The sequence below is a fragment of the Sphingobium sp. TomTYG72 genome (assembly GCF_055394715.1).
Window position 1 is genome coordinate 1080641 of the sequence record NZ_AP027336.1, and the last position, 12911, is coordinate 1093551.

The following is a 12911-nucleotide window of genomic DNA, read 5'->3' on the forward strand; positions in this document are numbered from 1 at the left end:
TGGCGAGAGGGATCAACGTGACTTTGCGGGATTCCAGACAGTGACCGTGCGGCCCGACATCGCTCTCATGACCCCCTGAAGCGTCGCGACATAGGCGATGAGGATGTCGGTCACCGCCGCCAAAGGCCCCGACTTCGCCCGCAAGCCCATCGTCAGCAGAAGTAGCGCGAGCGCCGTCGCACCCAGAGCCACCAGAGGCGAGATGCGAACAGCCAGCAACAGGGCCGCAATCCCACCGGTCAGGATAAAGACTCCCCCAAACCACCTGATGATCTTGCGAGACGCATATTTGAAACGGTCGAGCGCCTTCATACGCCGAAGCTGAGGCCGAAGGTGCAGATGCGTGTGCCATGCGCGAGCGGCGATTCGAACCTTCCGCCGATATTCATCGCCCCTGCCCGCAACCAGTCTTTCCCTGGCGATGACATCCTTCGCCTTGACCAGCCGCGATCCCGCGAACACCACCGCCATCGACACCGTCAGGTCGTCAAGCACACTGTCAGGAAAGACAGGATAGAGCGCGCGACGGATGGAAAAGATCGAACCGTCCGCCCCCAACACATTGCCAGTGCGCGATTCCTCGTCCTTCAATCGCTCCTCCATCCGCCAGTAGAGCGAACCGACCGACGCCGTCGCGCTTTCCCCTTCACCCACATAATGCAGGGAGCCGAGGACGCCGCCCACATCAGGATCAGCATAGCGGGCGAGAAGATTGCCGATCGCGTCTTCATCCAGCATCACATTGGCGTCGGTGAAGATCAGCACATCGCCACGCGCGCGCGCCGCAAGCTGCTTCATGCCATGCGCCTTGCCGCTGCGACCCGGACCCCTGATCAAGGTCACCAGATCGCTCTGTGCGGCTATCAGCGACGCAGTCTCATCGGACGACCCATCATCGAAGGCCAGAATCTCAAGGGCGGGATGGCGGCGCTTCAACATCGCCAGATTGGCCAGCTTCTCCGGCATCGCCGCCGCCTCGTTATAAGCGCAGAAGAGCAGCGAAGCCGAGGGCACCTCACCCCCGCGCGGCGCTTCGGGCTTCGTCGGAAGGGCGCGCAGGATCAGCGGGTAGAAGAGGAACGGCCAGAGCAACGCCACGACCGATCCAACAAGGACAAGCAAAAGGATAAGGTCCACGCCGCGCATCAATAGGCCTTATGATGCACCAGCACCCCGATGGTCGCCATAATGATGCGCAGGTCACGCCAGATCGACCATTTCGTCACATATTCAAGGTCCGACTGGAGCCGGTCGATCAAATCCTGATGATGGTCGGTCGATCCGCGATGACCACGGACCTGCGCAAGGCCGGTCATGCCGGGCTTGATGCAATGCCGCTCCCAATAGCGCTCATCGACTTCCCAATAGAGGCTGTCGCCCGCCTTGGCCGCTGCGGCATGGGGACGCGGGCCGACAATGCTCATGTCGCCGCGCAGCACGTTGAAAAGCTGCGGCAGTTCATCGATGCTGGTGCGGCGCAGGAAGCGTCCGACAGGCGTCACCCGATCATCGTCACGCGCCGTCAGCTTGTCCGCCTTGTGGTCGGCCGCCTCGATCCGCATCGACCGGAACTTGTAGATATTGAAGGGCCGCGCATCGCGCCCGATCCGGGGCTGCTTGAAGATGACGGGTCCGGGGCTGGTCAGCTTCACCGCCAGCGCGGCGGCTATCAGTACTGGCGAAATGGCAATGGTCGCAGCGGTCGCTACGATGATGTCGAAAATCCGCTTGATGATCCGGTCCCGGAACTGAAACGGCCCGCCCGCCACGATGATGGTCGGTTGCCCATCGAACTCATCGACGCGAGCAGGCGCGAAACGCAGCAATTCGGGCACAACGATCTCACCGCGCGCGGACAATGACTTAAGCGCCACCGACCAGTCGCTCATCCGCTCCATCGGGCATGCGACGATCACACGCTCGGCCATTCCCACCGCCGCCGCCAGCCGCGCCGCCATGTCCGCATCGTGGCTGGCAGGCCGCAAGTTCGCGGCGGCCGCATCGATCACTTCCATATGCGCGCCAGTCTCTATCTCCACGCCATCCATGATGACGGCGGTAAGGTGCGGCACCTCGCCCAGCAAGCGAGCGCCCAGCCGGGCTATCGCCAGCCGTACCAGCGCGACGCTGACCGCCGAAAAGCCAAGGCCAACGACAAAGGTCAAGCGGGACAGTTGCTCGGCAATCTTGCCCAAATAGACCACCAGCAGCATCAGCAACGCCGCCTGCGCCAGCGCCAGCAGCCCGCGGAAGATGCCCCGCCGGATGTCGTCCAGCATGTGGATGCCGTAAGCCCCGCCCTGCACCGCCAGCAAGATATAAAGCGGCGCGACCATGGCGAACATGACGAGGCCATGCGGCTTCCCCGGCTCGCCCAGCAGCGCGCCCAGCACGAACCAGTTCGCCAGCAGAAATGACAGGAACAGCCCCGCCAGGTCCCCTAGGAGGCACAGCAGATATAGTCGCGCTCGAACTATTTCCTTCGAAACTGTCACTTGCGTCCTGCTTGTCCTTAACCCGCCCGCTCCGTTGGCACCGGCGGGACTGCCATGCAAGGCTTTGCGTGAAAGAGCTTCTCTGCCAGCCGATCAAAGGCCGAACAAGCGGGTCAGCGACTTGTCCAGCATCAGCAGTTGCCAGAGCAAGCGGCCATGATCGGCCATACCGGACTTGTGATCGGCCGCGATGCGCCCCAGCGCCTTGGCATCGAACCAGCCAGTCCTGGCAAGCGCCGACCCACCCGCAATGGCGCTCGCCTCCCCTGCCAGCGGCCCGCGAAACCAGCTACTGATCGGCGTCACGAAGCCCATTTTCTGACGATAGAGGATGTCGTGGGGCAGATATGGCTCCATCGCCTTCTTCATCAGATATTTGCCGCTATTCCCCCGGATACGTTGCGCAACGGGCAAACGGGCGGCAAACTCCACCAGCCGATGATCGAGCAACGGCTCGCGCGCCTCCAGACCCACAGCCATGCTCATCCGGTCGGTCTTGGTCAGGATGTCGCCGGGCAACCAGATATGAATATCGGCATATTGCGCTCGGTCCAACGGATCGCGCGCGGGCGCTTCCGCCATGGTACGGATATAGCGGTCCTCGGCCCGATAGGCGCCCAGCCGACTGCGCATGTCCTGACTGAACAGCCTTTGGCGCAGGGCATGAGGTGTCACGCTGACGGACGCCGCATAAGCCTCGCTTCCCTCGCCCGCCAGTTCGAGAAAGGTCGACTTTGCCCGCAGCGGCCGGGGCGCCCAGTCGGCCTTGGGATACCAGCGGCCCAATGTGCCGAAAAGCGGCTCGCGAACCGACGCCGGGATGAGGCTGCGCACCCGCTCCCCCTGCATCTGGAAACGATGGCGACGATAGCCGGCAAAGGCTTCGTCGGCGCCGTCGCCCGACAAGGCGACCGTCACCTTCTCCCGCGCCAGTTCGCACACCCGATAGGTGGGCAGCGCGGAGGCATCGGCGAATGGCTCGTCAAAATGATAGGCGAGCGTATCGATCAGCCCATAGTCATCGGGCGACACGATCCGCATACGGTGGTCAGTCGCAAAGCGTCGCGCGATCCGGTCGGCATAGGCACTCTCGTCCAGACTCGCGACATCGAAGCCGATGGTGCAAGTTTTGACCGCCTGATTGGACGCCTCCGCCATCAGGGCAACGACGCTGCTACTATCCACCCCGCCGGACAGAAACGCGCCCAGCGGCACATCGGAAACCATGCGTGACCGAACCGCCTGCCGCATCAGGGCGACCAATTCCTCTTCCAGCGCCTCCGGCTTTGCCTTGCTGCGTTCAGCGAAGCTAACATCCCAATAGCGTTGCGGCTGAGGCACGGGCCGCCCACGCACCAGCCGCAGCGTGTGCCCCGCCTTGAGCTTGCGCACGCCCGCAACGATGCAGGCGTCATCAGGCACATAGCCATAGGCCATGAAATCTTCGACCGCCGCCAGATCAGGCGCGCGGCGCAACAGCGGGTGAGCAAGCAGGCTCTTCAGTTCGGACCCAAAGATCAAACTGCCATCCGAAAGCTGCGCATAATATAGTGGCTTCACCCCCAGCCGGTCACGCACCAGCCACAGCGACTGCGCCCGCGCGTCGAACAGGGCAAAGGCGAACATGCCATGAAACCGCTCCACACAGGCCTCGCCCCACTGGCGGTAGCCGTGAAGAATGACCTCCGTATCGCTGTCCGTGCGAAACACATGGCCCTTGGCCTCCAACTCCGCGCGAACTTCGGCGAAATTATAGATTTCGCCATTGAAGGTGACGGCCAGGCTCTCATCCTCGGTCAGCATGGGCTGCGCCCCGCCGCCAAGGTCGATGATGGAAAGGCGCACATGGCCAAGGCCAACACCCGGCGCCGTCCATACGCCGCTGCCATCGGGTCCGCGATGCGGCATCACGTCCAGCATCGCGCGAACCCGCCCCGGATCGACCGGCTTGGCCGTTTCAAGATGGAAGATGCCCGCTATTCCGCACATGCGAACGGGCTTTAGCGGATGCCGAGGCTGCGGTCAGCCAAATCCTTCACATCGCCAATATCTTGCAGGAACAGGGCGATGGCGGCATCGGCGGGCTTGCCCTGCCTCTCTTCGGCCGAGACGATGATCGCACCGGCGCGCTGGTCGCGGCCGAGCAACCGAGCGAGCATCGTGTCGATCTTCACACGCGGCGCGCTGCCGGTAACGGGGCCGTCTCCGACCTTGTAGAAGCTGGCGGCATGGCGAACCACCGGACCGGGGGCGGTAATCTGCTCGCCTAGCCCGTCCGCAGGAGCGGGCGCAGGGGATGACCATGACCAGCGCTGGTAAGGATTGGCGGCACCCTGAGCAAAACCCACAAGCTCACGCCCCTCATCCTGCCGATCAAAGCTGGCGATGGCGAGGTCAACCACATCTCCCGTCCCATTCCGGTAGCGCCCAAGGACAAGATAATCCGCGCCGTCGAATCGCGGCCTCCATGGATAGCGGGGTGGCGCCGAAGTCAGTGCCCAGCCCTTGACCGCAGGGAGGATCGGCGCACCGGGCAGCGGCTTGCTAGCCGCCGCGCTCACGATCAACCAGACGGGCGCGGCCAGCACCAACACGCTCGCTGCACCAACTGCGACGACAAGCGGGAGGCGACCACGAACGAGACTTCCAATCTTGGCGGGATCGAACCATGGATCACCCGGCCGACGGTCGAAAAAGGGCCACGCCGCCGCCATCACCACCGTCATGATGATAGCGAAAAAGACCCAGCCATACATGACATGGTCAAAGCCGACAGCGGCCTCGATATTGGTCAGATGCGCGATCCATATGGTCCCGAATGCGCGCAAGCCATTGGCCAGCACCGCCAATAGCAGCGCGCCCACCATGAAGAGGATGCGGCGCAGCCAGCTTGCAAAGCAGACATTGCAGACCAGCGCGCCATAGGCCGTCATCGCAATCACGAACTTCGCGCCCGAACACGCCTCCGCCACGCGAAAATAGCCGGTCGGCGTCGTTATGAAGATGCCGTCGAGATGCGCAGGAACCCCCACAATATCGAGAAAGACCATGCACAGCCGCGCCGTGATCAACTGCAACGGCGCGACCAGTTCCTCCCCCACCGGCACCATGAAGAAGGCGTAAAAGAGCGGGAACAGCAGCGCCCTCGCCACAACAGGCCCGAGCAGCGTGACGACGCTACCCTGCAACATCAAGATGATCGCAGCATGGCGGAACACCGCGACACCCGCCGCCGCTCCAAGGAGCCAGGCGAAAGCACCCAGGGCCATCCAAATCAATCCGGGAGCCCAGGCTACGGGCTCAAGCTGGCGCAAACCGGGAAGTCTCTGCTGCACCAGCCAGGCGATCAGGAACGGGATGAAGAGGCAATGACCAAAGGTGGACGCGTTCCACCATATCGATACCATCCCCGCTGCATCGCGATGGAACAGCGTGAGGATCAGGAACGCCAGAACGCCAAGCGCGGCGAGATGCCCGCGCCAGCCTTCCACGCCAACGCTGCGCGCTCGAGACAAAGGCAGCGTCCTGTCAGTCATGCGGCCCGACTGCCTAAAGCGGGCACAGGACCGAACAGCATTTCCGGCAAGTCCTTAAGCGTTTCCGACCAGCGATAACGTTGCTCCACCCGCGAGCGGCCAGCCTCCCCCAGACGCCGCGCCCGATCAGGATCGGCCAGCAGCGCGCATATCTTCTCGACCTCTTCGGCAGGATCAGCCGCGATGAGGAAATGCACTCCATCCTGCGCATCGATGCCCTCGGCCGCTTGCGGCGATGCAACGATCGGCCGCGCCATGGCCATCGCCTCCAGCACCTTATTCTGTATTCCGCGGGCGATCCGAAGCGGCGCAACCACAATATCCGCCGCCGCCAGCCAGCCGCGAACATCAGGCACCGCGCCAGTCACAACGACGCCGGGCAACTGCGACAGCGCACTAACCTGCGGCGAAGGATTGCGCCCGACAATGGCAAAGCAAGCCTCGGGATGCCGGACCCGCAGCGCTGGCAAGCTATCGCGCGCGAAGCTTTCCACCGCCTCGACATTAGGCCGATAGTCCATCTGCCCGGTGAACACGATGAGCGGCCCCGCCGGTCGCGCAACCCCATCAAATTCGGCCCCCGGATCGAAATAATCCAGCGCCACACCATTATCCATGCCGACGACCCGCTTCGCGTCCAGCCCCGCCGCCTTCCGGAACAGCGCGGCCTCGGCCTCACTAACGAAAGCGCTGACGTCGGCGCGCTCGGCAGTGGCACGCTCAAAATCGAGCAGAACCCGCCCTTCGCGCCGATTAATCCATCCCATAGGGCCGCCGCCTGCCGCACCATAGCTCGCATATTTGGCCGAATCGAAATCAACGAAATCCATCACGAAGCGAACGCCATCGGGAAGCACCGGCACGAAATGCGCCATCTGCACCGAATAGCCCATCACCGCCGCGATCGGACGCTCCGCCAAAATCTTCCGCACCCATTGATGCATGCGCGGATCATCAAAGAGGGACACCAGCATCGGCTGCCGCTTCGCAAGCCCAGCGAGACCCGCCGCCACATGCGAACGGTTGCGCTTCAGCACGCACTGGCTCGCCGTCAACTCTCCCATGGCCGGGGCGAAGCTCAGATCGCGATCATCATCGGCGAAGCAGCCGACATGCACCGGCGCGATCTCCGCCAGCCGCTTCAATATGTGGTAGGACCGGATCTTGTCCCCGCGATCCGGTGGAAAAGGGATGCGGTGGCAGAGGAAAACTATCTCGCCCTTCATCCCAGCCCCCGCGAAATCAGCGGGCCGATCAGGTTGGCGATCGGCAGCGGCAGCTTCTTCCACATCTCCACGCGGCGCTGATATTGCGCGCTGTTTGGATTGATGTCGCGCCGCTCGCCCGTCGCCGACCAGCTATGATAGGCCAGCGGCACTGGATCAAAGCCAAAGCTCTTCTTCCACGCCGCCTGCCCGCTTCCCGTCTTGGATCGGCCAAAGTCGAACAGCCGCATGCCCCGCGTCCGCCCATGGCCCATCAGCCGGTAATACATGAGTTCGTTGGAACGCAGCCGCCGCGCATCGGCGACACCCCCGCCCCAAAAAGGCATGACCCGCCCCTGATGGTAGAGCGTCAGCACCCCCGAAACCGGCCGGTCACCTTCATAGACGATCAATATGTCAGCATCCTCACCGAACGCCGCCAGCACTTCGCGAAACAGGCGCCTCGGAAAAACCGGCGTCCCGAGGTTACGCACGCTCTGCGCATAAACATCATAATGCGCGCGCAGGAACCGTTCGTCCCGCCCAACCTCCACCCGCAGCGCGGGATTGGCAAGCGCCTTACGCAGTTCAGCCCGATGCTTACGCGGGACAGCGAGCAACTCCGCCTCATCATCCGCCGCAATCGGCCGGACAAAGCCAAGATGGCTGTCCTCATGGACGGTCCAGCCTTCGCGAGGCGACGGCCCGCCGCGCAGTTCGACCGAAGCTACACCACGATCACGCGCAAATCCTTCAGCCGCGCAGGCGAGTGCGCAATGGGTGGCGGGATCGCTCGCCAATATGCCGCCATCGACGGCAAAGCCCGAAGACACGAACGCTTCACCAAACAGGCGACTTTTCATGTGCGTCAGCGGGAGAATACCCGCGATCTGGCCCGACGAAGCCACTGCCGCCAACATATATGCGCGGTTGCCAGTGCCCCGCTCAATCGCCTTGATCCACGCGGGCCGGTGAAAAGGCGTGCCTTCTTCCTTGCCCTGAATGTAGGCATCTGCCGCAGCCACCTGCGCGGGATCATCCAAATCAAGCGTGACCACGCCGACACCCGCTCCGCCGTCCGGCCTCATGCCGCCAACTCCGCCTCGCGAGCGACCAGCGCATCCACCCGCGTCCAGGAAAAATCAGCGGTCAGCCGCCGCAGCTTGTCCGCCATGACCGACAGATTGCTGTAATGGCGCAGGCGCGATCGAAGCGGCGCTCCCGCCACCCGTGGCTGATCCGGATCGATCTCCCAGGGATGGAAATAGATGATGGCGGGCTGCCTCTCCCGCCCATTCACTTGCCGAATAGCCCAGCGGGAAAAGCCGTAGGGCAGCAACCGGAAAAATCCCCCACCCCCAGCCGCCAGCCTGCGCCCGCCAAATTCCGCCGTGGTCACCGGCAGCTCCAGCAAATCACTCCCACCGACCGGCTGCCAGGCAAAGCGCGGCGATTCAGGCCAGCCATAATGATCATGGCGGATCGGCGCGACGCTGCTGGAATAGCGATAGCCCTCTTCCGCCAATATGGCATGAGCCCAAGGCGTGCGGTGATCGATAGAAAAGCTCGGCGCGCGATAACCAATGACGCATCGCCCGCTGGCATCCTCCAGCAAGGCGCGCGACCGGCGCAGATCTGCACGAAACGCCTCCGGACTCAGCGTAAAGACGCGTGCATGATCATAGCCATGGCTTGCCACCTCATGCCCGGCCTCAACAATCCGCCGCATGAGCGCAGGGTAACGCTCCGCAACCCACCCCAGCGTAAAGAATGTCGCGCTGACCCCCGCGTCGGCAAACAGGGCCAGCACGGCATCCGTATTGCGCTCCACCCGATGCGTCAGCTCGTCCCACGAAGACCGGCTGATCGTGCGCTCAAAGGCGCCGACATGAAACCAGTCCTCCACATCGACCGACAGGGCATTCAGCACCATGATCGGGTTCAGGCGGCGGCGCTGTGCGGCGCGGCGCCCATCCGCTGTTCACGCTCCACCCAGTCCACCAGCAACGTCAGCACCCGACGCAGCGCCGTGTCCTGTTCGCCCACGCGAAACTCGAGCGAGGAGAGCCGCTCCTCGATTAGAGTGAAACAGTCCTTCAACGCCTCCGGGTCCACCGCCTGCATGGCGACCTGTTCGATCCGCAGCGAATCGACCTCCGCGCGCAGTGTGGCAATCTCGTCCATCAGCGCGGGCGATGGCTCGGGCTGGCGCGAGCGCAGCGCATTGAGTTCAGCGCGCAACGTCTCGCGCGCAGGTTCCGCCTGCGCCGCAACCGGAGCCGCAACAGGCGCTTCCTCCGCGCGATCCAGCACGGATGACTGCATCGGCTGCACGGCAACATCGCTGTCCGCGCCCATATCCTCGATCACGGCCTGCACCGCAGCCGCGTCGATCTCCGACAGCTGATCCAGCGCACCCAGCAGCAGCACGCGGCTGGCCAGCACATTGACCCGGCGCGGCACGCCCCCCGTCGCGGCGTAGATGGCGTCGAAGGCATCCGGCGTGAATTGCGGATCACCATTCCACCCGACGATCGACAGGCGATGCAGGATATAGGGTTCGATTTCTTCGGGCTGCATTGGATCGAGATGATGGGTCGCGATCACGCGCTGCCGCAACTGCTCCAACTGCGCCGATTTCAGCAGATCGCGAAACTCCGGCTGGCCCAGCAGGAATATCTGCAACAGCGACTGCCCGCCTAGCTGGAAGTTGGAAAGCATGCGCAGCTCTTCAATCGCCGAAACAGATAGGTTCTGCGCTTCATCCACAATCAGCAACGACCGCCGCCCCGCCCGCGCCTGGCCGTGCAGGAACGCTTCGATCTGCCGCAAAATCTGTGCCTTGGGCATGTCGTCGGTCGGCAGGCCAAAGCTTTGCGCGGTCAGCCGCAGCATGTCGTCGCCGCCGACCTGCGTTGACACGATCTTGACGGCGGTCAGCCGCGCCGGATCGATCGTCGCCATCAAATGCCCGACCAGCGTCGTCTTGCCCGCGCCGATGTCGCCGGTGATGACGATGAAGCCCTCGCCCTGCGCCAGCCCATAGCCCAGATAGGACAGCGCCTTCCTGTGCGTCGCGCTTTCGAAGTAGAAATGCGGATCGGGGGTCAGCTGGAAAGGGCGGCCCTCAAATCCGTAGAACTGGTCGTACATCTCTCGTCTCCGGACGCGATTAGAAGCTGTACCGCAGGCCGACCTGGCCCATGGCGTTGATGACGGCATCCAGATCGTCCGCCTTGGCACTGTCGAGCCCAAGCGAAGCGGATGCCTGAAGATTGCGGTTGATGAGGCGGTTATAGCTGGTGAACGCGCCCAGGTTCAGCACGTCGAGCCGCGCGCCGCTCGCATCGAAATAATTGGCATAAACGGCGCTATCCAGGCTGGACCGGCTGTCGATCACATAGCTTAGCGAGGCGGTGCCATACCAATTCTGGTCCCGAGTCCCGCGCACGAACACCGTCTGGCCCGAAGGCGTCACGAACTTGCGCTGCGAATAGCCAAGGCCGATGCCAAGGCCCCACGGACCCCGCTGCGCCGCATATTGGGCGGCAACGCCCCGATAGCGGAAGTTTGCGTCAGTGACTCCGGTAAGCGCGTCGTTGAAGCACTGCCCCCCGCCGCTTTGCGAGAAGGCGCAGCCGGTGAAATCGCCCGTGAACGGATTGCGCACGACATTCAGGCTGCTGCCCGAAACCGCCGCGACATTGGACGTGATGATCCGCCCGAAGCTGTCGATGCCGTCGAACACCATCAGCGCGAAGGACTGGCCCCGCCCCTGCCACACGAAGCTACCGGTATAGCTCATGCCGCCATAGCGTTCCCCGACCCGCGCCTCCAGTGAGGTGCGGCGGTTGGGACGCCAGAGCACGCCTACGTCCCAGATGATGTCATCGAAATCATAAATCAGCGCCCGCGGCGAACTATCGTCAGTAACATAACGGCCGTTGCGAACGACCGGCACGCCGTTCCCGTCAAGTTCCGGCGAGCGCTGGCTGATCTTGATCCGTTCATAGCCTACGCCCCCGGCAAGGGCGACGGTCGGCGACACCGGCAGCGTCGCGTCCACGCGGCCCCATGCATCCTCGAACCGCTGATCAAGCTCGCTCGCGTCTTCCCGGTCATACCCCGCGCTAGCCACGATGCCGAGCGGCAGCCAGACACCCGGCGCGACGCCGACCGACCCGGCCAGGCTATGCGAAACGGAGTCAGCGAAGGAGCCGACATTGGGCGCTCCAGCAAAGTCGGCGTCCACATCCTCCTCAACCCGAGCATAGCCAAGGCGATAGGAAGCGGTGACGTCGATGTCGCCGAATGACGAGGCGTAGGACGGCCCCACATAACCGGCATAAACCTGGCTCGTCTGGCTATCGTTCAGCGTCGCCGCGCCCGACAACCCATCCGTACGTATACGCGTCGCAAGCGCCCCGGCGTTGAGCGTCAGCCCATGCGACACCAGATACTGGCCCGACACGATACCGCTGATCACATCCTGATCGGTCGCTTCGCGCCCCCAGCCGAAGCTGTGATTATATTGAACGTCGGCAACGGCCTCAACGCGGCGCGTCTGCAACTGCGCCGTCAGTCCCGCCGTCACATTGGTATAGGTCAGGACATCGCCACCGCCTTTCAGCGGCACGAGTACAGTCTGATCAACGCCCAGATAGGGCGTAACTTCGACCTTCCGCTCCTGCGCCACGGCGGGCGAAGCGGCGAGTGCCAGCGCGCCCAGCAACCCCAGGGAAGTACGCAGCATCATGCGTCGTCGCTCCCCTCGCCATAATAGCTGCCAAAGCGTCGGCCACTGGTGGAGAAGGTGACGCCGTTCAGCAGCAACTGCACCTGCCCCGCCGCCTTCAACATACCCGCCGCATCGCGCAAAGCGCTTTCGCTGGTCTGGTCGGCACGCACCACAAGCAATGCGATGGCCGCATGGCTCGCCAGCACGGCACCCGCCGAAGCAGCGAGCAAAGGCGGGGAATCGAACAGGATGACGCGGTCAGGCCGCCCCTCGGTCAGGCGGCGCAACAGCGTTTCTGTCCGCGCCGAAGCCAGATATTCAGTATCATTGTTGCTGCGCTGGCCCGCAGGCAGCACGGCAAAAGACGGAATGTCCGTCCGGATCACGCAATCCTCTATCGCGACTGACGGATCGGCAATGGCGTCCATCAGCCCCGGCCCGCTGGTCAGCCCCAGCGCCTCCGGAATGCCCGGCTTGCCGAAGTCGGCATCGACCAGCAGGATCTCCCGATCCTTCTCCGCCGCGAGGCTTAGCGCGAGGTTGATCGCGCAGAAGCTCTTCCCCTCCCCGCTATGCGCCGAGCATACCAGCACACGATTGCCGCGCGGATCATCGCCAAGCTGCGCCAGCAAATCGCGCTTCAGCAGCCGAAACTCCTCGCTGATCGCCGTCGCAGGACTATCGGGCGACAGCCAGCTATTCTCGGCCAGAGCGATCCGATCGATGCTCTGCACCGGCCCACGCCAGTCAGGCGCGCGATATCCCGACTCCACTGCCACCGGCCGAGCGATCTCCACCACTGGCGGCAAGGGCTCATCGGCAGGCACCTCGACCGCAGGAGCGGCACGCCCCTGCAAGGCCGCGCTGAAATCGTAGATTTCCGTCGCCCGCTCGATCAGCGAACCTTTGGAAAGGGAGCTATGCTTGTTCATCTTGC

Annotated in this window: 10 protein-coding genes; all 10 read right to left on the minus strand. The window is 63.5% G+C overall.

Annotated features, from left to right (window positions below):
• Positions 1-12 precede the first annotated feature (12 nt).
• Positions 13-1146 (minus strand): glycosyltransferase, encoded by a 1134-nt coding sequence (locus ACZ5U1_RS05540; RefSeq protein ID WP_464779716.1) that lies wholly within the window; start codon positions 1144-1146, stop codon positions 13-15.
• Entirely contained in the window at positions 1146-2495 is a 1350-nt protein-coding gene (locus tag ACZ5U1_RS05545; RefSeq protein WP_464779717.1) for a sugar transferase, read from the minus strand. The genes ACZ5U1_RS05540 and ACZ5U1_RS05545 overlap by 1 nt, the downstream gene beginning before the upstream one ends.
• A 93-nt stretch (positions 2496-2588) precedes the next feature.
• The gene (locus tag ACZ5U1_RS05550) at positions 2589-4484 is read right to left on the minus strand and encodes an XrtA/PEP-CTERM system amidotransferase (RefSeq protein ID WP_464779718.1); all 1896 of its coding nucleotides are present in this window, start codon (positions 4482-4484) and stop codon (positions 2589-2591) included.
• A gap of 11 nt (positions 4485-4495) precedes the next feature.
• Positions 4496-6031 (minus strand): exosortase A, encoded by a 1536-nt coding sequence (gene xrtA / locus ACZ5U1_RS05555; RefSeq protein ID WP_464779719.1) that lies wholly within the window; start codon positions 6029-6031, stop codon positions 4496-4498.
• Positions 6028-7257 (minus strand): TIGR03087 family PEP-CTERM/XrtA system glycosyltransferase, encoded by a 1230-nt coding sequence (locus tag ACZ5U1_RS05560; protein ID WP_464779720.1) that lies wholly within the window; start codon positions 7255-7257, stop codon positions 6028-6030. Before ACZ5U1_RS05560 ends, xrtA begins: the two co-directional genes overlap by 4 nt.
• A complete protein-coding gene (locus ACZ5U1_RS05565) occupies positions 7254-8324 on the minus strand; it encodes a FemAB family XrtA/PEP-CTERM system-associated protein (protein ID WP_464779721.1) in 1071 nt (356 codons plus the stop codon). Before ACZ5U1_RS05565 ends, ACZ5U1_RS05560 begins: the two co-directional genes overlap by 4 nt.
• Positions 8321-9169 carry an XrtA system polysaccharide deacetylase gene (locus tag ACZ5U1_RS05570; protein ID WP_464779722.1) on the minus strand — a complete coding sequence of 283 codons (849 nt, stop codon included), beginning with the start codon at positions 9167-9169 and terminating at the stop codon, positions 8321-8323. Before ACZ5U1_RS05570 ends, ACZ5U1_RS05565 begins: the two co-directional genes overlap by 4 nt.
• An 8-nt stretch (positions 9170-9177) precedes the next feature.
• On the minus strand, positions 9178-10389 hold the full coding sequence (locus tag ACZ5U1_RS05575; protein WP_464779723.1) for an XrtA/PEP-CTERM system-associated ATPase: 1212 nt from the start codon (positions 10387-10389) through the stop codon (positions 9178-9180).
• Between the two features lie 19 nt (positions 10390-10408).
• Positions 10409-11992, minus strand: a complete 1584-nt coding sequence (locus ACZ5U1_RS05580; protein ID WP_464779724.1) for a hypothetical protein — start codon at positions 11990-11992, stop codon at positions 10409-10411.
• Complete coding sequence (locus ACZ5U1_RS05585; protein WP_464779725.1) at positions 11989-12906, minus strand: P-loop NTPase; 918 nt, start codon at positions 12904-12906, stop codon at positions 11989-11991. The genes ACZ5U1_RS05580 and ACZ5U1_RS05585 overlap by 4 nt, the downstream gene beginning before the upstream one ends.
• Positions 12907-12911 lie beyond the last annotated feature (5 nt).